Consider the following 21,023-nt stretch of genomic DNA (forward strand, 5'->3'; position numbering starts at 1 on the left):
GTGCCCTAACCCATCAGGTCAGCCCATCAGATCGCGCAGTCGCTCGACGGCAAGGAATAGCTGCCGGCGCGGCTGGGCGCCTTCGAGTACTCCGGCGTGTTCGCCGTCCAACGAGAAGCGCAGACCCGGCACGCCGCCGATGCCGAGCTCGCTGGCGAGGCGCTGATCGGCCAGCACCTGCTCGCGGTAGTCACCCGCCATGAGCGCTCGGTGCAGGGCCGCGCCGTCGAGCGCGAGGGCATCGGCCACCCGGGCGAGGGCCTCGGGGTCGGCCAGGTCCAGGCTCTCCTCGAAGAAGCCGCGAAAGAGCGCCGTGCGCATCGTCGCAGCGGTACCCGTGTTGTGCTGATCTTCGGCCCAGGCGCTGGCCTCGTGGGCCAGTCGCGAGCGCGGCTGCAGGCGGGGCAGGCGCAGGGTCATGCCGCGCTCCGCCGCCATGGGGTAGACGGCCCGCGCCCAGACGTCGTGGAGGTAGTCGCCGTCGGGGTCGAGGGTCGGTTCCGGCGCGGGGCGCAGCTCGAAGGCGCGCCAGCGGATCATGATCTCGCCCGTGAAGCGCTCGGCCAGGGCATCGAGCTCCGGCGCCTCCAGGTAACAGAAGGGACAGACGAAGTCGCTGAAGACGTCGAGGGTGATGCGCGGCCGGGTCATCGGGGCTCCTGAGTGTCGCGGCATGGCCCGGCAGCGTAGCAGCAGGTACTTCGGAGGAAAATGACTCGGAGCGAACGTGGAACGTTGCGTGGTGTGGTGTCAGGCGCTGCGTGAGGCGGGTTCGGCGCGGATATGCAGGTGTACCGCGCAGGCGACCCGCAGCATCGACGTGAGGTTGGGCACGGCTCCCTTGGTCGCCAGGACTTCCATGTAGAGCTCGCTGATGAACCGGCTGGTGGAGAGCTGCTGGTCTTGGGCCATCTGGTCGAGGATCTCCCAAAACTCCTGTTCAAGGCGAACGCTGGTCACGCTGCCCTGGACGCGCAGCGAGCGGGTGACGCATTCGTAGCGTCGGGGATCGGTGGAGGCGTAGACGTGGCACATGGCATCACTCCGCAGGATCAGGGCGCCGGAACCACCCCGGCACCTTCGACCTTGCCTGCTGCCGCTTGGCTTGAGCATTAGACCATCGTCGATGTAGTAACCCGCTGTTACCCCTCCGGCCATGCTTGTCACTACTCTCAATATCAGGTGGCCGGTACGCCGGTGTATCCCAACAACAAGAAACCAGGCGCGGCCCAGAGGGCGCAGCGCCGCTCACCCCGGAGAGTTCAGCGATGAGTTCACCAACGATGTCCCGCCGTGTCTTTCTCAAGGCGAGTGGCGGCGTTCTGGCCGGTACCCTGGCCTTTGCCAGCGGCTCCATTGCTCTGCTGGCGCCCTCGCGGAGCTGGGCCATGCCGCTCGATAACTTGACCAGTCGCCAGGGCGAGGTCCTGCTGGCCGTCACCCGTCAAATCTTCCCCCATCCCGACCTCGAGGACGCCGTCTACGCCCATGTCGTGAAGAGTCTGGATCGCAAGACTCGGGCGGCGGATAACCTGGATCAGGTGAGCGCACTGGGCCACCTGCTCGACGAGGGCATTGCCGAGCTGGATGCCGCCGCCGGGGGCGACTTCCTGACCATCGACGATGCCAGGCGGCTCGAGATCCTCACCCCCATGGGCGGGACTCCCTTCTTCGAGGCCATCCGTGGCGATGCCGTGGTATCGCTCTACGACAACCCTCTGGCCTTTGCCCATTTCGGCTACCAGGGCGCCGAGGGTGATGGCGGCTACCTGACGAAAGGCTTCAACGACCTCACCTGGCTGCCCGACCCTCCCCAGCCTCAGGGTGGTTACCTGCCCTTCGAGGAACCGACGGCCTGACCGCGCCGCCGGGCGACCAACGAGAGAACAAAAACGCAACTGGAGAGGCCAAGATGGCAATTACCGATAATCAGAAGACGTTTGACCATGATGACGATAGCGTCGTGGTGGTGATCGGATCGGGGGCCGGAGGCGGAACCCTGGCCAACGAGCTCGCTCAGCAGGGTATCGATGTGGTGGTGTTGGAGGCCGGTGCCTTGCACACCACCGGCGACTTCCTGGCCGACGAGTGGGCCTCCTTTGCTCAGCTCGCCTGGCTGGATCCCCGGACCACCTCGGGCAGTTTCCGCCTCGCCAAGGACTTCCCCAACCTGCCGGCATGGATCGTCAAGTCGGTGGGCGGCACCACCGTTCACTGGGCTGGCGCCAGCCTGCGCCTCCAGCCCCACGAATTCGCCGCGCTGTCGACCTACGGCGAGGTGGAGGGGGCCAACCTGCTCGACTGGCCGCTCAGCTATGACGATCTTGCCCCCTATTACGACCTCGCCGAACGGCGCATGGGGGTAACACGGACCAATGACATCAAGGGGTTGCCTGGCAACAACAACTTCAAGGTGATGTACAACGGGGCGAAGAACCTCGGTTATTCCTGCAACACGGGACACATGGCCATCAACAGCGCGCCTCGCGACGGACGCGCCGCCTGTCAGCAGCGCGGCTTCTGCTTCCAGGGCTGCAAGACCGGCGCCAAGTGGTCGACGCTCTACACCGAGCTGCCGGCGGGGATCGCCACCGGTCATCTGGAGCTGCGTCCCGAGTCCCATGTGGCACGCATCGAGCACGATGGCAGTGGCAAGGTCACGGCGGTGGTCTATTTCGATGCCGCCGGCAAGGAGCAGCGTCAAAAGGCGCGACTCGTGGCGGTAGCAGGCAACTCCCTGGAGACGCCGCGACTGCTGCTCAACTCGGCCAGCACGATGTTTCCGGAGGGGCTTGCTAATGGCTCGGGCCAGGTGGGCCGCAACTACATGCGCCACATGACCGGCTCGGTCTACGCCACCTTCGATGAGCCCGTGCACATGTATCGCGGCACCACCATGGCCGGCATCGTCTCCGACGAGGCGCACCATGATCCCGAGCGGGGCTTCGTCGGCGGCTACGAGATGGAGACCCTGTCGCTGGGCCTGCCGTTCATGGCGGCCTTCCTCGACCCCGGCGCCTGGGGGCCGCGCTTCACCGGTGCCCTCGGCCAGTACGAGAACATGGCCGGCATGTGGCTGGTGGGCGAGGACCTGCCCCAGGAGAGCAACCGCGTGACCCTCAACCCCGAGGTCACCGACCGCTACGGGCTACCGGTGGCCAACGTCCATTACGACGACCATCCCAATGACATCGCCATGCGCGAGCACGGCTACCGCCAGGGCACCGAGCTCTATCGCTCGGTGGGGGCCAGGGATATCTACGAGGTGCCGCCGTATCCCTCGACCCATAACCTGGGCACCTGCCGGATGAGCGAGCGGCCCGAGGATGGCGTCTGCAACGGCTACGGCCAGGCCCACGAGATTCCCAACCTCTTCATCTCGGACGGCAGCCAGTTCACGACCTCCGCCGCGGAGAACCCCACACTGACGATCGTGTCGTTGGCCATCCGCCAGGCCGAGCATATCGGCCGGCTGATGCAGCAAGGCGTGGTCTGATGCGGTCACGGGACGCGCCCGGAGGAGCGGGCGCGTCTCTCGTCCCTCATAGGTTATCGATCAAGGAGTTGCGATATGAGCTTTGCAGGTGAGCAGTATCCCGGCGTACAGGTGCCGCCTCCCGAGGCCGACGGCTTTCGCCTCAACCACACCATGCTCAGGATCAAGGACCCCGAGGCGTCGCTGAGCTTCTATACTCGGGTGTTCGGCATGAGGGTGCTGCGCAGGCTCGACTTCGAGGCGATGCAGTTCTCGCTCTACTTCCTGGCCCGTCCGGAAGCCGGCGAGACCGTTCCCGAGGAGACAGGCGAGCGCACCGTCTGGACCTTCAGTCAGCGCGGCGTGCTGGAGTTGACCCACAATTGGGGAACCGAGGGCCAGGAGGGGCGGATCTACCACGACGGCAATGCCGAACCGCAGGGCTTCGGCCACATCTGCTTCTCGGTGCCGGACCTGGAGGCGGCCGAGGCCTGGTTCGATGCCAACGAGGTGGAGTTCGTCAAGCGCTCCGACCAGGGCAAGATGAAGGACGTGGTGTTCGTCAAGGATGTCGACGGCTACTGGATCGAGGTCGTGCAGGCCGACCGACTCTCCGCCCTGGGAGACGGAGCACCGGGCTAAAGGAGGGGACGTCCGTCTCCCCGTGATGGGCGGGGAGGCCGCAAAGGCCGCCGTGCATGGCGGTCACGTCGACAGGCTCGGCCAGACGGTCGGCGGCCTCACCCACCATCGACCTGCTGCCTCGATCGCGCTCTCCGGCACGGGGCATCGCTCGTGACAGCCCGGGCCATGGTCACGCCGCCCTGTGACGCAGCAGCTTAACCTTCGCGACCCATGACCGAATGCTTCATCCGATGGCTGGGTTGTCTTGTGGCCGCTGCTCCCGGAGGCTCACCGCTGCGGTCGCATCAGCGCGATGGTCAACTGGAGCATCGCGGGCGCGGGGTGTAGGCTTGCCGCCTTTCTCCCCATGCACAGGACCTCTGCGATGAGCGATCTGCCCAACTGCCCCGAGTGCGGCTCCGAGTTCACCTACGACGACGGCATGCAGTACGTCTGCCCGGAGTGCGGCCACGAGTGGTCGAAGGACGCCGCGGCGGCGAGCGAGGATGAGGCGGTGATCCGCGATGCCAATGGCAACCCGCTGGCCGACGGCGACAGCGTGACCGTGATCAAGGACCTCAAGATCAAGGGCTCCTCCTCGGTGGTGAAGGTCGGTACCAAGGTCAAGAACATCCGCCTGGTCGAGGGAGATCACGACATCGACTGCAAGATCGACGGTATCGGGCCGATGAAGCTCAAGTCGGAGTTCGTCAAGAAGGCCTGAGATCAGCCCCGGGCGGGCGGTGTCGGCAGGCAGCTCGGCAGGCTCTCGCACAGCGTGTGGGGCAGGATCTTCAGGTCACGGAAGCCGCCGACATCCTCTTCGGCGACGTTGTCGGTCTGCATCAGGATCACCTGGTCGCGGGTCAGCGGCGGCACGGGCAGCCGGCTGGCCAGGGCGGCGACGAACCGCCACGCCAGGAAGGGCAGCGGCACCAGAGGCCGTTCTCGCCCGAGGTGGTCGAGCAGCAGTTCGAGGATCTCGCGGTAGCGCAGCACCTCGGGGCCGCCGAGCTCGAAGAGGCGCCGCGGGGTCGCGGGGCGGCCGGTCAGCTGGGCGATGGCCCGGGCCACGTCATTCACATGCACCGGCTGCAGCCGGGTCGCGCCGCGGCCGAACAGAGGAATCAGCGGCAGCCGGGTGAGGCCTGCAAGGCCCGAGAGGAAGGCGTCGTCGGGGCCGAACAGCACGCTGGGGCGCACGATGATCGCCTTGGGCATGGCGTCCAGTACTGCCGCCTCGCCGCGGGCCCGGGCCTGCACATAGGCCGAGGGCGAGTCGGGGGAGACGCCGATGCCCGAGACCTGCACCAGCCGCGCGATGCCCGCCGCCCGCGCCAGGCGGGCCAGTCGACCGGCCCCGTCGACATGGATCGCCTCGAAGCTCGCCTCGCGGGTCTCCACATAGAGGCTGACGGCATTCACCACGGCGCCGGCGCCCGCCAGTGCCGCGCTCACGCTCGCCTCGTCACGCAGGTCGGCGGTGGCGAGCTCGATGACGTCGCCCTCCTCGGCCCAGGCGGGCAGCGCCGGGTGGCGGGCGGCGATGCGCACCGCGCGGCCGGTTTCCACCAGCTCTCGAACGATGGCGTCACCGAGAAAGCCGGTGCCGCCGAAGACCACGACCGGGGCCTCGCGCATCATCGTCTCTCCTGTCGCCGTGCAGCCTCTGCTGCGGGGCGGCGTCGCTCAGTCCCGGCGCGGGTCATCGTGCTGCCGGTTCGTTTCCGAGCGGGTGATCGCCCGCTTGACCAGGCGAAACACCAGCCAGTGCAGGGCGGCGAGCGCGGCCAGCGCCGCGCCGATCAGCAGCATGAAGGTCGTCGTCATGGTGTCGGCCTCGCGGGAAACGACGGAAGGGATTAACGACATGCTACCGAGGCGTCGCGTCGCTGGAAAGATCGGTAGCATATCAAATGAGAATGATTGGCATTATTGTGCGAATGGCGGCGAACGTGCCGCGATCCTGTCGGTTCTGACGCTTCCCGGGCGGCGGGGCTTCACATCAAATTCATACAGGACTAAACTGGTCCCCAATCGAATATGAGGGGGTCAAACCCCGGGGAGTCAGGCCTTGCTGAAGCTTTCCAGACTGACCGACTACGCGGCGGTGGTGATGGCGCAGATCGCCCGGCACCCCGAGCAGCCCCACGCCGCGGCGGAACTCGCCGAGGCGGTCCAGCTGCCGCACCCTACGGTCAGCAAGACGCTGAAGATGCTGGTGCGTGCCGGGCTGCTGGAGTCGCGACGCGGCGCCCAGGGGGGCTACTCGCTGGCGCGGCCTGCGTCCCGGATCACCGCCAGCGACATCATCTCGGCCATCGAGGGCCCCGTGGCCATGACCGAGTGCAGTCAGGCTGGCGGCGACTGTGACCTGGCCGCCACCTGCGGCGTCGCGGATAACTGGCAGCGCGTCTCACTGGCCATCCGCACCCTGCTGGACGGCGTGACCCTGGCCCACCTGGCCGATACCCATCCGATCAAGCTGCCGGTGCAGCTGCCCATTCAAAGCGTGAGTCTGGCCACCGAAGCCTGATCCACTCGAGTATTTCACTACCCGAGGCGAGCCAGTGCTCGCCGACCCAACCGCCCGGGAGGGGAAACATCATGGCAAGTCAGGAAATGGAACAGCTTGTCCGTCGCGAATATAAAGAAGGTTTCGTGACCGACATCGAGAGCGACACGATACCGCCCGGCCTGGACGAGAGCACCATCGCCTTCATCTCGAACAAGAAGGGCGAGCCGGAATGGATGCTGGAGTGGCGCCTCAAGGCCTACCAACAGTGGCTCAAGATGACGCCGCCCTCCTGGGCGCATCTCGACTATCCACCCATCGACTATCAGGCGATCTCCTACTTCAGCGCCCCCAAGCGCGACGAGGACAAGCCCCAGAGCCTCGACGAGGTCGATCCCAAGCTGCTCGAGACCTATGAAAAGCTTGGCATTCCTCTGCACGAGCGGGCGGCCCTGGCGGGCGTGGCGGTGGACGCGGTCTTCGACTCCGTCTCGGTGACCACCACCTTCAAGGAGAAGCTGCACGAGGCGGGGGTAATCTTCTGCTCCATCTCCGAGGCGGTCCGCGACTACCCGGAGCTGGTCCGGCAGTACCTGGGCAGCGTGGTGCCCCAGGGCGACAACTACTTCGCGGCGCTCAACTCGGCGGTGTTCACCGACGGCTCCTTCGTCTTCGTGCCCGAGGGCGTGACCTGCCCGATGGAGCTCTCCACCTACTTCCGCATCAACGCCGCCAACACCGGGCAGTTCGAGCGCACGCTGATCGTCTGCGAGAGCCGCGCCCAGGTGTCGTATCTGGAAGGCTGCACCGCGCCCCAGCGCGACGAGAACCAGCTGCACGCCGCGGTGGTCGAACTGGTGGCCCTGGAAGACGCCTACATCAAGTACTCCACGGTGCAGAACTGGTACCCCGGCGACGAGGACGGCAAGGGCGGCATCTACAACTTCGTCACCAAGCGCGGCGACTGCCGCGGCGATCGCTCGCGGATCAGCTGGACTCAGGTCGAGACCGGCTCCGCCATCACCTGGAAGTACCCCTCCTGCGTGCTGCGCGGCAAGGACAGCATCGGCGAGTTCTACTCCGTGGCGGTGACCAACGGTCGCCAGCAGGCCGACACCGGCACCAAGATGATCCATATCGGCGAGGGCACCCGCTCGAGCATCATCTCCAAGGGCATCTCCGCCGGACGCAGCAACCAGTCCTACCGCGGCCTGGTGAAGGTGGGCCCACGGGCCAAGGGCGCGCGCAACTTCACCCAGTGCGACTCGCTGCTGATCGGCGATCAGTGCGGCGCCCACACCTTCCCCTACCAGGAGATCGGCAACAGCACCGCCACGGTGGAGCACGAGGCCACCACCTCCAAGATCGGCGAGGATCAGCTCTTCTACTGCCAGAGCCGGGGCATCTCCGAGGAGGACGCGGTCAGCATGATCGTCAACGGCTTCTGCAAGGACGTCTTCCAGGAGCTGCCGATGGAGTTCGCCGTGGAGGCCGAGGCGCTGCTGAACGTCACTCTGGAAGGCGCCGTGGGTTAACGAACGTCACTCGAGGGCCCGGCGATATGAGCGCCGGGGTCGGGCCTAAGCGAGGGTCCTTTGCCATGGATGGCAAAGGTAGCGCCCAGGGAGGGGCTCACAGCGCCCTCGCGGTGGTCCGGCGCCGGAACAGCTCATCCTTGTCAGAGACAAGGCACCAGGGAGCGTCCCTGCGGGCGGGAAAAGAATCAACTTATGCAAGTCGCCGCGGCGGCTGATAGCTCAAAAGGTAGTCAACATGCTCGAAGTCAAGGATCTGCACGTAACGGTCGAGGGTTCCGAGATCCTCAAGGGCCTCACGCTGACCATCAACGCCGGTGAGGTCCACGCCATCATGGGTCCCAATGGGGCCGGCAAGTCGACCCTCTCGGCGGTGATCGCCGGCAAGGACGGCTATGAGGTAACGCAGGGCTCGATCACCTTCGAGGGCCAGGACGTGCTGGAGATGGAGATCGAGGAGCGCGCCCGTGCCGGCCTGCTGCTGGGCTTCCAGTACCCGGTGGAGATCCCGGGGGTGAAGAATATCTACCTGCTCAAGGCGGCGCTGAACGCCAAGCGCGAGGCCGAGGGGCTGGGCGAGATCCCCGCGCCGGAGTTCATGAAGTTGATCAAGGAGAAGGTGGCCTCCATGAAGATGGACACCAGCTTCCTGCAGCGGGCCGTGAACGAGGGCTTCTCCGGGGGCGAGAAGAAGCGCAACGAGATCCTGCAGATGCTGGTGCTCGAGCCGCGCCTCGCCATGCTCGACGAGATCGACTCCGGCCTCGACATCGATGCCATGAAGGTGGTGGCCGATGGCGTCAACTCCCTGCGCGCCGAGGACCGGGCCATCCTGCTGGTGACCCACTACCAGCGCCTGCTCGACTACATCGTGCCGGACCGGGTCCACGTGCTGGTCGACGGCCGCATCGTCAAGAGCGGCGATGCCGCGCTGGCCCTCGAGCTCGAGAGCCGTGGTTATGACTGGGTGCAGGAGGAGTCCGCCGCATGAGTGAAGACGTGAAGACCTTCCTCGACCGCCTGGCCGAGCGCAACGCCGCCCGCGGGCCGGAACCCACCTGGATCGCCGCGCGGCGCCAGGCGGGTGCGGCACGCTTCGAGGCCATGGGCTTTCCCCATCGCCGGGTCGAGGAGTGGAAGTACACCGACGTGCGCGCCATCGCCCGGGGCGACTTCGCCCTGGCCAGCGACGCCGAGTTCTCGCCCGCCAGCGCGGCGGCGCTGACGCTGCCGATCGAGGCGCACCGCCTGACCTTCGTCGACGGCGTCTTCGCCCCGGCGCTGTCGCGGCTCGATGAGCTGCCCGAGGGCGTTGCGCTGATGCCGCTCTCGGCGGCCCTCGAGGAGAACCACGAGGCCGTGGGCGGGCCGCTGGGCCGGCTGACCGGCGTCGAGTTTTCATCCTTCGCCGCGCTCAACACCGCCTTCATGGAGGAGGGCGCCGTGCTGCGCCTGGCGCCGGGCACCGTGGTCGAGAAGCCCATCGTGCTGCAGTTCCTCTCCCGGGCCGGCGAGCAGGCGGTGATGAGCCATCCGCGCATCCTGATCCAGATGGCCGGGCGCAGCGAGGCCACGGTGATCGAGCATCATGTGGGTCAGGAGGAGGCCGCCAACTTCACCAACCTGGTCGAGGAGATCATCCTCGAGCGCGGCGCGATGCTTACCCACTACAAGCTGCAGGAGGCCTCGCTCAAGGACCTGCACGTGGCCAGCATTCACGTGGAGCAGGCCCGCGACAGCCGCTACGCCTCGTGCAATCTCAACCTGGGCGGCGCGCTGGTGCGCAATGACCTGGTGGCCGAACTCAACGGCCAGGGCGCGGAGACGCAGTTCAACGGCCTCTTCTACGGCCAGGGTCGCCAGCACGTGGACAACCACACCCTGGTCAACCACAACGCGCCGCACACCGTGTCCCGCGAGAACTACAAGGGCATCCTCGACGACCGCGCCCATGGCGTCTTCAACGGCAAGGTGATCGTCAAGCGCGACAGCCAGAAGATCGAGGCGGAGCAGAGCAACGCCAACCTGCTGCTCTCCGACCGCGCGGAGATCGACACCAAGCCCGAGCTCGAGATCTACGCCGACGACGTGAAGTGCGCCCACGGCGCCACCACCGGCCAGCTCGACGAGGAGGCGGTGTTCGCCCTGCGCACCCGCGGCCTCGACGAGCAGACCGCCCGCGGCCTGCTGACCCTGGCCTTCGCCGGCGAGGTGATGGAGCAGGTGAATCTCGATGTGGTGGCCGAACGGGTCGAGCTGGCGGTCGCCGGCAAGCTGCCCGAGCGCTTCAACCTGGCCGGCCTGGTGGAAGCCGCCGTGGCCCTGAACGAGGAGTAAGCCATGGCCGATTTCAGCGACCTGACCCTGGACGTGGCGAAGCTTCGACGCGACTTCCCGATCCTCGATCGGGAGGTCCACGGCAAGCCACTCATCTATCTGGACAATGCCGCCACCAGCCAGACGCCGCGCCAGGTGATCGAGGTGTTCGACGACTACTACGGTCGTTACAACGCCAACATCCACCGCGGCCTGCACACCCTGTCCGACGAGGCCACCGCGGCCTTCGAGGGCACTCGGGAGACGGTGCGCGCCTTCCTGAACGCCGCGGACCATCGCGAGATCGTCTTCACCCGCGGCACCACCGAGGCGATCAACCTGGTGGCCAACGCCTGGGGCCGGGCCAACTTGAAGGCCGGCGACGAGGTGCTGATCTCGCGCCTCGAGCACCACTCCAACATCGTGCCGTGGCAGCTGCTGGCCGGCGAGCTCGGCTTCACCATCAAGGTGATTCCAGTCGACGAGCGCGGCGTGCTGGACCTCGCGGCCTACTGCGATCTCTTCACCGAGCGCACCCGCCTGGTCGCCGTGAACCACGTCTCCAACGCCTTCGGCACCGTCAACCCGGTGGCCGAGATGGCCCGCGTGGCCCATGAGCACGGCGCCCGCATCCTGATCGATGGCGCCCAGGCCGCGCCCCATCAGGCCATCGACGTCCAGGCCATCGACGCCGACTTCTACGCCTTCTCTGGCCACAAGGTCTACGGGCCCACGGGGGTGGGCGTGCTCTATGGCCGTGCCGAGCTGCTCGAGGCGATGCCGCCCTGGCAGGGCGGCGGCGAGATGATCAAGACGGTCTCTCTCGAGGTGCCGACCACCTTCGCCGACATCCCGCACAAGTTCGAGGCCGGCACGCCGGCCATCGCCGAGGTGATCGCCCTCGGGCGGGCCCTCAGGTGGGTCGGCGACATCGGCCTGCCGCTGATCGGCGCCTGGGAGGCGCGCCTGCTCGAGCATGCCACCGAGGGGGTGGCCGGCATCGAGGGGCTGCGCATCCTCGGCACCGCACCGGACAAGGCCGGCGTGCTCTCCTTCGTGGTCGACGGCGCCCACTCCCAGGACATCGGGCTCTTGATCGATCAGCTCGGCGTCGCGATCCGCACCGGCCACCACTGCGCCCAGCCGCTGCTGTCGCAGTTCGGCGTGGACGCGACCTGCCGCGCCTCCTTCGCCGCCTACAACACGCCCGAGGAGATCGACGTCTTCGTCGAGGGGCTCGAGCGCGTCGTCGGCATGCTGCGCTGAGGCTTATCAAGGAGCGACATGAGCGATATCGAGCAGATAGCCACCCTGCACAAGGGGCAGGAGCTGCCCCTGCAGCGTGACGTGGCGGCGATTTCCATTCCCTTCGGCAAGACCGTGACCCTGCCCGAGGACAGCATCGTCAGCGTCATGCAGGCCAAGGGCAGCACGGTCAGCGTGGGCTATGAGGGGCGCCTCTTCCTGGTCGAGGGCGCCAATCTGGACGCGCTGGGCCTGGAGGCGCTGCCGCGTCCGACGCTACCCGAGGACGCCTCGGAGGAGGAGATAGAGCAGTTCGTGTGGGACCAGCTGCGCACCTGCTTCGACCCTGAGATCCCGGTCAACATCGTCGACCTCGGCCTGGTCTACGGCTGTCGCATCGAGCGGCTGATCAGTGGCGAGCGCATCGTCACCATCCGCATGACCCTGACCGCCCCGGGCTGCGGCATGGGCGATGTGATCGCCGCCGATGCGCGCAACAAGATCCTCGGCGCCCCCCAGATCAGCAAGGTGCACACCGAGATCGTGTTCGATCCCCCCTGGAGTCGTGAGATGATGAGCGACGAAGCGAAGCTGGAACTGGGAATGTTCTAGCGGTTGCGCCGGGGAGATCCATGCGCCTGCCATTCTGGACGCTCTGCAAGGGAGTACTGATGACGCTGGGAGCGCTTGCGCTCCTGGCGGTGTTGCTGTTCGTGCTGGCCAACGTCTACGTCCTGGGTCGCACCGTGGGGCGCATCGAGTCGGTCTCCTCGCAGTGCGTCAGCGAACCGGTAGGCATCGTCTTCGGCACGTCCCACTGGACGCGCAGCGGGAGTCGCAACCCGCACTTCGAGGGGCGCATGGAGGCCGCCGCCAAGCTGATCCACCAGGGACGGGTCGATCACCTGCTGATCTCCGGTGATAACAGCACCCGCTACTACAACGAGCCGGTGACCATGTGGCGCGACCTGCGAAGCCGCGACGTGCGCGACGTGGACATGACCCTGGACTATGCCGGCTTCAGCACTTTCGACACCCTGTCGCGGGCAAGGGACGTGTTCGGCGTGAAGCGCGCGCTGCTGATCACCCAGGACTGGCACCTGCCGCGGGCGCTGTTCATCGGTGAGGCGCTGGGCCTGGAGGTTCGCGGCTGTGCGGCGCCGGAGCGCGCGGTGTCCGGGCTCTGGCGGCTCAAGCTGCGCGAGTGGGTGGCGCGGGTGGCCACCTTGGGGGATCTATACGTGTGGGAGCGCGAGCCGCACTTTCTTGGGCCGCTCGAGCCGCTGGACATCACGCCGGATGAGCGTGAGCGTCTGCTGATGCCGCCGGGGTTGTTCAGCGCTTCTGGCGCTGCTTCTGCAGGCGATACAGCTCCCGAATCAGCGCCCGGCAGCCTTTCCAGCACTCCTCGATGACTGGTTCCAGCGGCTCGGGCAGGGGATGGGTGAAGAGGGTGGAGAGCGCCTGCATCAGCACCCGCTCCTGCTCGAGCAGCTCACCGATCACCACCAGGCTCTCGTTGCCGACGAAGCTCTTCAGGCGGCTCCACAGCCACATGTAGTCGTCGCGCTCGACATCGGCGTCGCGGGGCAGCAGCTTGAGGTGCTTGCGCGACAGCTCCTGCAGCTTCTGCATCGATCGGCTGCGCGCCTCATAGTGGGGCTTCAGGCTATCGCGCAGCGCCGGATGCAGGCGCTCGAGATTGTCCTGGAAATAATCGATGCTGTCGGCCATTGCCTCGAGGGCACTGTCCATCGCCACCTGGCGATTGTCGAGAAACATGAGCGGTCACCTCCTCCGGTGACGCAGATTGTGGGGCTGTCGACGTGCATTTGCCACCCCCGCGGATCAATAAATCCCGGGTTCGCCGTTAGCCTTTGGACGCAGGCCTCATCCCTGTCCCTCAGCCCTTGGGGCGAGGCGGGACCTTGCGGCGCGGGGCGGCGTTGCGCTCCAGGTGCTCGATGACCAGCGAGGCGATGTCCTTGCCGGTGGCCTTCTCGATGCCCTGCAGGCCCGGCGAGGAGTTGACCTCCATGATCACCGGGCCATGGTTGGAGCGCAGCAGATCGACGCCGGCCACCCGCAGCCCCATCGCCTTGGCCGCACGGATGGCCGTGGAGCGCTCCTCCGGCGTGATGCGGATCGAGCTGGCGCTGCCGCCGCGGTGCAGGTTGGAACGGAACTCACCCTCGGCGGCCTGGCGCTTCATCGAGGCCACCACCTTGTCGCCGATCACGAAGCAGCGGATATCGGCGCCCTTCGCCTCCTTGATGTACTCCTGCACCATGATGTTGGCCTTCATGCCCATGAAGGCCTGGATCACGCTTTCGGCGGCCTGGTTGGTCTCGGCCAGCACCACGCCGATGCCCTGGGTGCCCTCCAGCAGCTTGATGACCAGCGGAGCGCCCCTGACCATGGTGATCAGGTCGGGGATGTCGTCCGGGGAGTGGGCGAAGCCGGTGATCGGCAGTCCCAGCCCCTTGCGCGACAGCAGCTGGAGCGAGCGCAGCTTGTCCCGGGAGCGCGTGATGGAGACGTTGTCGTTGAGCACGTAGGTGCCCATCATCTCGAATTGGCGCAGCACCGCGCAGCCGTAGAAGGTGATCGAGGAGCCGATGCGCGGGATCACCGCATCGAACGGCTCGAGCTCCTCCCCCTTGTAGTGGATCGAGGGGTGGTGCGAGGCGATGCTCATGTAGCAGCGCAGGGTGTCGACCACGCGCGCGCTGTGGCCGCGCTGCTCGGCGGCCTCGATCAGGCGCCGCGTGGAGTAGAGGTTACGATTGCGGGACAGCAGCGCGATATGCATTCAGCGGGACTCCGGATCGGGACTGGGGCGGTGTAGGACGTGGGCGATACAGGACAGAGTGCTCAGGGCTCGCCGTGCAGGAAGGCGACGCCTGGAGCCACCAGCAGGCGACGCAGCGCGCGCCGCCCCAGCAGCATGGGGTGGCGCATGTCGCGGCGGTCGGTCAGGCTGAGCTCCACCGGGAAGGAGAGGGTGCCCAGCTGCATGGTCGTGCGGATCACGTAGCGCCATTCGGCCTGGCCGTTGGAGCTGGTCACCCGGCGCCGGTCGTGCAGGTGCATGCGATGCACGTGGGCCGGCGTGCCGGGGCCGCCGCTGCGCGTGGTGAAGCCGACCCAGAGGTGACCCTCCTCTTCGTAGGACTCGATGTCCTCGGCGTGCAGCGCCGAGGTCCGGGCGCCGGTATCGGCCTTGGCGCACAGGGTCAGGTGCAGCTCCGGCAGGGTCACCATCTCGCGGCGACCGATCACCGCCTTGGGCGTATAGGGCAGTTCTTTCATCATCTCGCTCCCAGGTCTCTGCGCTCAGCGTGACAGGTCGGCCAGGCGCCGGCCAATGGCGGAATCCGCCTCGGCCTCGCGCAGCGTCATCAGCAGCGGCAGGCGCAGCCGCGGGATCAGGGCCAGGTCGCGGGCCACCGCCTTGAAGTCGGTGCCGGGCGCTTCGGCCAGGCGCGTGAGGAAGCGGGGCAGGCGCTCGGCATCCTCCAGGTGGTGCCAGCCGCGCCCGGCCATGGCCGCCAGCAGGTCGGGGCCGCAGGCATCCGGATCGTCGAGCAGGGCATCAAACCAGGCGCCCGCCTGCGCCGTCGAGGCGCCGCCCATGGCGCGCACGCAGGCGCAGAAGGTCTCGATGTCGCCGCTGGCGCCGGCCGCCTCGCCCCGATGACGCAGCGCGCCTGCCAGGGCGTCGTCGATGGCCACGTGCTCCAGGCAGTAGCACAGCGAGGTCAGCACCTCGCCGGGCAGGGCATCGAGGCGGGCGGCGACGGCCTGGCTCATGGCGGCATCCAGGCGCACCACGGCGTCGGCCAGCCCCTGCAGTCCCAGGGCGCGCCAGTCGATCGTCTGCTGTCCGGTCAGGTAGGCCTCGGCGGGTTCCAGGTGCTCGCTGGCCGGCAGGCCGGCATCCCGGCTGGCGCGCGCATGCAGCACGGCGCGGAAGGGCAGCGAGGGCGTGAAGGCCAGCGGATTGTCCTTCATCAGGTTATCGATCCGCTCGCCCTCGGCCCGGCCCAGGCCCTGCACGCTGCGGCCCAGGGTCTCCAGCAGGCGCTGCACGAAGGCGTCGCGCGGGGCCGGGTTGAGGTGGCCCTGCTCGTCCAGCGGCAGGGCCAGGAACCAGATCAGCGGGTCGTCCATCTCACCCAGACGGAAGACCATGGCCAGGCGCGCGGCGCCCTGCCACGGCGCCGGCCATGCCTGCTCGCCGGCCTCGAAGGCGGCCAGGGTATCGAGCGGGCAGGGCTCGACGCGTCGCCCCAGGTGATAGAGCCTCACCTCGGCACCGCTGCGCTGGAAGAAGTCGTGAAGGCTGTTGATCGGTTGCATGCTGTCTCCGGGTCACGAACCGTGCACTCTACCGCGGTGCCGGGATGCTGTCAGCCGTCCCGGGGCGTCGTAGCGGTGTCGCCGCGCTGGTCATTTCCTGATCAGTCGGCGCCAGGGCCCATGAGACCTGGCCAGGCGACACCTTTCCAGTGTTTATCCACAGGGCCATTCAGGATATCTGTGCATTGTGCACAAGACTGGCGTGCGTCGCCTTGCGAGCGGTGGACAACCCGCTGGGGTGGCCAGCGACGGGGGCTAGCGGGGATAATGACGGTAAACGTACCGGAGAGATTGACCATGACCGTTCACGACGAACTCGGCGCCGCCCTGCGCGAGCTCGAGGCCACCATGAAGGCCGCCAGCCTGTGGCGCATGGAGCGCCCCGAGTCGCATGCCTTCGACAGCGTGCAGCCGTTCTGCGTTGACACCATGACGCTGCCCCAGTGGCTGCGCTTCGTCTTCATCGTGCGCCTGGAGGTGCTGGTCGAGGCGCGCGCGCCGATGCCGGCCCAGTGTGAGGTGGCACCGGCGGTGGAGGCCTGGTTGAAGCAGGAAGGCGCGCGCGCCAGCGACCGGCTGCTGATGTGCCGCGTGGTCGAGGAGATCGACCGCCTGGTCACCGAGAACTGAGGTCGCCCGATGCCCTTCTATTTCGCCTACGGCAGCAACATGAACGCCGCCCGGGTCGCCGCCCGCATCGGGCGCACCCGCCGGGCGCTGGCCGGCGTACTGCACGACCACGGCCTTCGCTTCGACAAGGCCTCGAGGGTGGCGGGCATCGCCCATGCCAATGTGGCGGCGTCGGCCGGCGAGCGGGTGGAGGGCGCGCTGTTCGAGCTCGAGCACCCCGACCAGATCCACGAAATGGACCCCTTCGAGGGTTATCCCCACGACTACGACCGCCGTCGGCTGCCCATCGTGACCCGCGAGGGCGCGATCGAGGCCTGGGTCTATATCGCCGCGCCGGGCACCACCGCGAACGCCCTGCGACCGGCTCGGGAGTATCTCGAGCATCTGCTGGCCGGGGAGCCCTTCCTGACGCCCGACTATCATGCCCGCCTGGCCGCTGTGGAGGCGGTGGCCGGGCTCGATGCGACGACCCTGGCCGCGCTCGGGCTCTCGCGCGAGACCCCGCGCTAGCTATCTCGCCAGCGCCAGGCACCAGGCCCAGACGCAACAAGGCCCGCCGGTTGGCGGGCCTTGTCGTGTCGGGCGGGGCGATCAGAAGCGGTAGCTGACGCCGGCCATCACCACCACCGGGTCGATCTCGACCTCGCCGACATCGTTGCCGGCGACAGTGACATCGGTGTCGATATCCAGGTACCAGGCGGCGGCGTTAAGCGCCCAGCTATCGTCGATCAGCAGGTCGACGCCCACCTGGCCGGCCGCGCCCCAGGAGTCATCGAATTCGACAGGAAGCCCAACTTCAAGCTCTTCATCGGAGAAGGTGGTGTAGTTGACGCCGATGCCGGCGTAGGGCTGGACGCGGGCGTCAGTGCCGCCCAGCGGATAGTACTGCACGGTCAGGGTCGGCGGCAGGTGATCGACGGAGCCGCCGGTCACGCCCTCGACCTGGAAGTCGTGGTCGAAGGGCTCGGCGGCCAGCAGCTCGACGCCCAGCTTGTCGGTGAAGCGATAGCCCAGGGTAAAGGCGAAGGCGCTATCGTCGTCGACCTCGACATCGTGCACTGATGCGCCAAGAGACGTCAGGTCAAGATCACCATTATCGCTCTTGGGATCGACCTTGGCGACGCCCACGCGGGTGAAGAAGTCCCCGGCGCCATAGGCGAAGGCCTGGGTGCTGGTGGTGAAGGCAGCGGCGGCAACGCCGGCTACGAGCAGGGAAGAAATAGCTTTCTTGCGCATGGGTCATCTCCTGATTGACGAGAGGGCGGCGGCCTTGCCGCGTCGGAATCTGCCAACAGTCTATCGGCGTCATTTTTTGAGAATATTGATCCAGCGCAAGGATGGGACGGCATGGGGCTGAAGGTACAACCAAAGTAAGGCCGGGCCATGGGCCCGGCATTGCCATGTGCGGCTCAGTCGTCCTTTGCTCGGTAACGGATCAGAAGCGGAAGGTGGCGCCGCCGCCGAGGGTCATCGGATCGATGTCGGCCTCGCCGAGCGCCGTGCCCCCGATGCTCACATCGGCATCGACGTTGGCATACCGCGCGAAGGCCCCGACCAGCAGGTAGTGCGTCACCGCCATTTCGAGACCGACCTGGCCGGCCAGTCCATAGGATTTGTCGACGTCCAGCCCCTCGAGCTCTTCCTCGGAGAAGTGGGTGTAGTTGAGGCCGGCGCCCACATAGGGCTGTATGCGCGAGACGCTGCCGCCCATCGGATAGTAGTTGATCATCAGGTTGACGGGCAGGCGATCCACGCCGCCGAGGGCCGCGGTGCTGAGCCGGTGCTCGACGGCTTCGGTGCCGTTGAGCTCGACCCCCAGCCTGTCGCTGAACAGGTAGCCCACGCTGTAGGCCATGCCGCGCTCATCGGAGACCTCCAGCTCCCCGACTACGTCAAGGGAGCCGATATCGTCGGTGACCTCGGCCTTGGCGATACCGCCACGCAAGACGATGTCGCCGGCCTGGTAGGCCATGGCGACCGGGGCGGTGGCGAGGCCGGCCGTGGCGAGGGCGACCGTCGCGATCAGAAGCCTGGAGTTCATGGGAAGGTTCCTCGTGTCATCCATCGTTCGGGCGAGAGGTGGGAAAGGGGCATTTATTAGCCCAGCGAAGGAGGTTTGTTAATGTCTTGTCGCATTTTTCTATGGGCAAGATAGGCGTCATGTGGATTTTCTTGTGGGTTTGTGTATTCAGCATAGCTTCGAATTACAGCTCTTGTATAACTTTTTGGGTTTTCCTTCACGGCGCCTCGAAAGCACGCCGAAATTCGGCTTCACTCAAGGTGGATGATGCCACCGGAGTCGCTCATGGCCGGCCGACCTCTCTTTACCACCGGTTTTACCGGGCGCCGCCCCGGCCGTTTCGACCAACCGCTGCTGACGCTCCTGCTGGCGGCGGTTCTGGCCATCTGGCTGCTGCTTCGCCCCGAGCCCATCCAGACGCTGCCGATGGCGTGGCGCCTGCCGCTGATCCTGATCGGCGCCTGGGCGCTGGGGGCGGCCTTCGTGCGGCCGCTGGCCCTCGAGGTGGGTGAGGGCACGCTTCGGCGCCTGGCGGGCGCGCCCCTCAGTCGATGGGCCCTGTGGGGGTTCGCCGCTGTGGTCATGTTGCTGGAGGTCTGGCGCTAGCACGAGACGAAGAAAGCCGCCCGAAGGCGGCTTTCTCATGTGACCCATACCTGACGCACAAATGGAAAGGGCTCCCGCAGGAGCCCTTTTACTACGTACTACGTGGAGTGCGTTATTCCCGCACCGTTAGCGAGTGATGTGCTGATACTCACCGGCATCGGCCGTCACGCTGCTCACCACCAGGATGGCAATGAAGGCCGCGATGAAGCCGGGGATGATCTCGTACACGCCGGGACCGCCCATGAACGATGCGTTCCAGCCCAGGTTGATCCAGAGCATGACGGTGAGGGCACCCACCACCATGCCCGCGAGGGCGCCGGCACCGTTGGTGCGCGGCCACATCAGCGAGAGGATGATCAGCGGGCCGAAGGCCGAACCGAAGCCTGCCCAGGCGTTACTGACCAGCCCCAGCACCTTGGAGGTCGGATCGGACGCGATGACGGCGGCCACTACACCCACCAGCACGACACACAGCCGGCCGATGGCGACGACTTCCTTCTCTTTCGCTTCCTTGCGCAGGAACAGGCGATAGAAGTCCTCGGTGAGCGACGAAGACGACACCAGGAGCTGGCTGGAAATGGTACTCATGATCGCGGCGAGCAGGGCGGCAAAGAGGAAACCGGTGACCAGCGGATGGAACAGCAGATCCGCGAGGATGATGAAGATCGTTTCCGGATCTTCCACGTTCATGCCATTGCGGACGGCATAGGCCCGGCCAAAGATGCCCAGCGAGACCGCGCCGATCAGGGAGATGAGCATCCAGCTCATGCCGATGTTGCGGGCAATAGGAACGTCTTTCTGAGACCGGATGGCCATGAAGCGCACGATGATGTGCGGTTGGCCAAAGTAACCAAGACCCCAGGTCACCGCCGACAGCCAGCCGACGATGGTCAGCCCTTCCGTCCAGGAGAGCAGCGTGGGATCGACCTCATTCAGGGTCTGGGAGGCCTGGGCGAAACCGCCGCCACCTTCGCCGAAGAGCACCACCGCCGGCATGATCACCAGTGCCAGCATCATGATGCAGCCCTGCACGAAGTCCGTCATGCTCACGGCCAGGAAGCCGCCCACCACCGTGTAGGCGAGGACCACGACCAGGGTGATGGCGACGCCCGCCGCGTAGTCGCTCATGCCACCAATGTTGATGACGCCGGCGAAGGCGCTTTCGAACAGCTTGCCGCCTGCCACCAGGCCCGAGGCGGTATAGACCGCGAAAAAGACCACGATGACGATGGCTGATACCGTTCTCAGCGGAATGGCCTGAGTCGGGAACCGGTTGCCCAGGAATTCCGGGATGGTGATCGCATCGTTATAGTGAAGCGTCTGTTCGCGAAGACGGGGGGCGACCAGCGTCCAGTTGAAGAACGCCCCCACGAGCAGGCCGATGCCGATCCAGGCCGACCCCAGGCCGGAGACAAACATGGCCCCGGGCAGACCCAGCAGCAACCAGCCGCTCATGTCCGAAGCGCCGGCCGACAGGGCGGCGACCTGGGGACTGAGAGCCCGGCCGCCCAGCATGTAATCCTCGGACGTGGAAGTGGACTTGCGCATGGCATAAAAGCCGATGGCGATCATGAGCGCAAAGTAGGCAAATAGACTGATCCACACGCCAATAGCCATAAGAATTTCTCCAAATTATTGGGTCGGATGTAGCGCCGACACGTTGTTAGTGCGCCTTCAGACCGGAGCGTCGATGAC

25 protein-coding genes are annotated in these 21,023 nt (G+C 66.6%); 14 read left to right on the forward strand and 11 right to left on the reverse strand.

The features are described from left to right. Nucleotides 1-18 precede the first annotated feature (18 nt). Both ABE957_RS01945 and ABE957_RS01950 read right to left on the reverse strand, forming a co-directional pair. Nucleotides 19-651, reverse strand: a complete 633-nt coding sequence (locus ABE957_RS01945; protein ID WP_349756990.1) for a DsbA family oxidoreductase — start codon at nt 649-651, stop codon at nt 19-21. A 99-nt stretch (nt 652-750) separates the two neighbouring features. Next, nucleotides 751-1,035 (reverse strand): ribbon-helix-helix domain-containing protein, encoded by a 285-nt coding sequence (locus ABE957_RS01950; protein WP_349756991.1) that lies wholly within the window; start codon nt 1,033-1,035, stop codon nt 751-753. A gap of 233 nt (nt 1,036-1,268) precedes the next feature. On the opposite strand from ABE957_RS01950, the gene ABE957_RS01955 reads away from it, so the two are divergent. The 4 genes from ABE957_RS01955 to ABE957_RS01970 all read left to right on the forward strand — a co-directional run bounded on the left by ABE957_RS01955 (nt 1,269) and on the right by ABE957_RS01970 (nt 4,823). Next, nucleotides 1,269-1,859 (forward strand): twin-arginine translocation signal domain-containing protein, encoded by a 591-nt coding sequence (locus ABE957_RS01955; RefSeq protein WP_349756992.1) that lies wholly within the window; start codon nt 1,269-1,271, stop codon nt 1,857-1,859. 53 nt (nt 1,860-1,912) lie between these two features. Further along, nucleotides 1,913-3,496 carry a GMC family oxidoreductase gene (locus tag ABE957_RS01960; protein ID WP_349756993.1) on the forward strand — a complete coding sequence of 528 codons (1,584 nt, stop codon included), beginning with the start codon at nt 1,913-1,915 and terminating at the stop codon, nt 3,494-3,496. A gap of 75 nt (nt 3,497-3,571) precedes the next feature. After that, nucleotides 3,572-4,117: a lactoylglutathione lyase gene (gene gloA, locus ABE957_RS01965; RefSeq protein WP_349756995.1), complete on the forward strand. Its 546-nt coding sequence runs from the start codon at nt 3,572-3,574 to the stop codon at nt 4,115-4,117. A 367-nt stretch (nt 4,118-4,484) separates the two neighbouring features. Further along, nucleotides 4,485-4,823 (forward strand): zinc ribbon domain-containing protein YjdM, encoded by a 339-nt coding sequence (locus ABE957_RS01970; protein WP_349756996.1) that lies wholly within the window; start codon nt 4,485-4,487, stop codon nt 4,821-4,823. 2 nt (nt 4,824-4,825) lie between these two features. Here the strand turns inward: ABE957_RS01970 and ABE957_RS01975 are convergent, their stop codons facing one another. Together ABE957_RS01975 and ABE957_RS01980 are read right to left on the reverse strand one after the other, a co-directional pair. Beyond that, nucleotides 4,826-5,743, reverse strand: coding sequence for a complex I NDUFA9 subunit family protein (locus ABE957_RS01975; protein ID WP_349756997.1), 918 nt, complete (start codon nt 5,741-5,743; stop codon nt 4,826-4,828). A gap of 45 nt (nt 5,744-5,788) precedes the next feature. After that, complete coding sequence (locus ABE957_RS01980) at nt 5,789-5,929, reverse strand: hypothetical protein (protein WP_349756998.1); 141 nt, start codon at nt 5,927-5,929, stop codon at nt 5,789-5,791. Between the two features lie 244 nt (nt 5,930-6,173). Between ABE957_RS01980 and ABE957_RS01985 the strand changes: the two genes are divergently transcribed. The 7 genes from ABE957_RS01985 to ABE957_RS02015 all read left to right on the forward strand — a co-directional run bounded on the left by ABE957_RS01985 (nt 6,174) and on the right by ABE957_RS02015 (nt 13,125). Further along, a complete protein-coding gene (locus ABE957_RS01985) occupies nt 6,174-6,635 on the forward strand; it encodes an SUF system Fe-S cluster assembly regulator (RefSeq protein WP_349757000.1) in 462 nt (153 codons plus the stop codon). A 71-nt stretch (nt 6,636-6,706) separates the two neighbouring features. Then, complete coding sequence (gene sufB, locus ABE957_RS01990) at nt 6,707-8,149, forward strand: Fe-S cluster assembly protein SufB (protein WP_349757002.1); 1,443 nt, start codon at nt 6,707-6,709, stop codon at nt 8,147-8,149. Nucleotides 8,150-8,387: 238 nt separating this feature from the next. Then, complete coding sequence (gene sufC, locus ABE957_RS01995; protein WP_349757003.1) at nt 8,388-9,140, forward strand: Fe-S cluster assembly ATPase SufC; 753 nt, start codon at nt 8,388-8,390, stop codon at nt 9,138-9,140. Further along, on the forward strand, nt 9,137-10,486 hold the full coding sequence (sufD, locus tag ABE957_RS02000; RefSeq protein WP_349757005.1) for a Fe-S cluster assembly protein SufD: 1,350 nt from the start codon (nt 9,137-9,139) through the stop codon (nt 10,484-10,486). Before sufC ends, sufD begins: the two co-directional genes overlap by 4 nt. Nucleotides 10,487-10,489: 3 nt before the next feature. Continuing rightward, nucleotides 10,490-11,731, forward strand: a complete 1,242-nt coding sequence (locus ABE957_RS02005) for an aminotransferase class V-fold PLP-dependent enzyme (RefSeq protein WP_349757006.1) — start codon at nt 10,490-10,492, stop codon at nt 11,729-11,731. An 18-nt stretch (nt 11,732-11,749) separates the two neighbouring features. Next, on the forward strand, nt 11,750-12,322 hold the full coding sequence (sufT, locus tag ABE957_RS02010) for a putative Fe-S cluster assembly protein SufT (RefSeq protein ID WP_349757008.1): 573 nt from the start codon (nt 11,750-11,752) through the stop codon (nt 12,320-12,322). 20 nt (nt 12,323-12,342) lie between these two features. Beyond that, a complete protein-coding gene (locus ABE957_RS02015; protein ID WP_349757010.1) occupies nt 12,343-13,125 on the forward strand; it encodes a SanA/YdcF family protein in 783 nt (260 codons plus the stop codon). Here ABE957_RS02015 and ABE957_RS02020 read toward each other — a convergent pair. The 4 genes from ABE957_RS02020 to ABE957_RS02035 form a co-directional block, all read right to left on the reverse strand. Then, nucleotides 13,046-13,492 (reverse strand): hypothetical protein, encoded by a 447-nt coding sequence (locus ABE957_RS02020; protein WP_349757012.1) that lies wholly within the window; start codon nt 13,490-13,492, stop codon nt 13,046-13,048. The genes ABE957_RS02015 and ABE957_RS02020 overlap by 80 nt on opposite strands. Before the next feature lie 121 nt (nt 13,493-13,613). After that, complete coding sequence (gene rimK / locus ABE957_RS02025; RefSeq protein WP_349757014.1) at nt 13,614-14,522, reverse strand: 30S ribosomal protein S6--L-glutamate ligase; 909 nt, start codon at nt 14,520-14,522, stop codon at nt 13,614-13,616. A gap of 62 nt (nt 14,523-14,584) precedes the next feature. Then, a complete protein-coding gene (locus ABE957_RS02030) occupies nt 14,585-15,022 on the reverse strand; it encodes an ATP-dependent zinc protease family protein (protein WP_349757015.1) in 438 nt (145 codons plus the stop codon). Nucleotides 15,023-15,046: 24 nt separating this feature from the next. After that, nucleotides 15,047-16,072, reverse strand: coding sequence for a DUF3549 family protein (locus ABE957_RS02035; RefSeq protein WP_349757017.1), 1,026 nt, complete (start codon nt 16,070-16,072; stop codon nt 15,047-15,049). Between the two features lie 297 nt (nt 16,073-16,369). On the opposite strand from ABE957_RS02035, the gene ABE957_RS02040 reads away from it, so the two are divergent. Continuing rightward, nucleotides 16,370-16,702: a YqcC family protein gene (locus ABE957_RS02040; protein ID WP_349757019.1), complete on the forward strand. Its 333-nt coding sequence runs from the start codon at nt 16,370-16,372 to the stop codon at nt 16,700-16,702. A 9-nt stretch (nt 16,703-16,711) separates the two neighbouring features. Further along, nucleotides 16,712-17,212: a gamma-glutamylcyclotransferase family protein gene (locus ABE957_RS02045; protein ID WP_349757020.1), complete on the forward strand. Its 501-nt coding sequence runs from the start codon at nt 16,712-16,714 to the stop codon at nt 17,210-17,212. An 81-nt stretch (nt 17,213-17,293) separates the two neighbouring features. Here ABE957_RS02045 and ABE957_RS02050 read toward each other — a convergent pair whose 3' ends face one another. Both ABE957_RS02050 and ABE957_RS02055 read right to left on the reverse strand, forming a co-directional pair. After that, nucleotides 17,294-17,938 carry an OmpW/AlkL family protein gene (locus tag ABE957_RS02050; protein WP_349757021.1) on the reverse strand — a complete coding sequence of 215 codons (645 nt, stop codon included), beginning with the start codon at nt 17,936-17,938 and terminating at the stop codon, nt 17,294-17,296. A 199-nt stretch (nt 17,939-18,137) separates the two neighbouring features. Further along, entirely contained in the window at nt 18,138-18,743 is a 606-nt protein-coding gene (locus tag ABE957_RS02055; RefSeq protein ID WP_349757022.1) for an OmpW/AlkL family protein, read from the reverse strand. A gap of 264 nt (nt 18,744-19,007) precedes the next feature. Here ABE957_RS02055 and ABE957_RS02060 point away from each other — a divergent pair, with 264 nt between their 5' ends. Then, nucleotides 19,008-19,328: a hypothetical protein gene (locus ABE957_RS02060; protein WP_349757023.1), complete on the forward strand. Its 321-nt coding sequence runs from the start codon at nt 19,008-19,010 to the stop codon at nt 19,326-19,328. Nucleotides 19,329-19,454: 126 nt separating this feature from the next. On the opposite strand, the gene putP is transcribed toward ABE957_RS02060, so the two are convergent. Then, nucleotides 19,455-20,945, reverse strand: a complete 1,491-nt coding sequence (gene putP / locus ABE957_RS02065) for a sodium/proline symporter PutP (RefSeq protein WP_349757024.1) — start codon at nt 20,943-20,945, stop codon at nt 19,455-19,457. Nucleotides 20,946-21,023 lie beyond the last annotated feature (78 nt).

Origin of the sequence: Halomonas pelophila (assembly GCF_040196315.1) — a bacterium.
Taxonomy (GTDB): domain Bacteria; phylum Pseudomonadota; class Gammaproteobacteria; order Pseudomonadales; family Halomonadaceae; genus Halomonas; species Halomonas pelophila.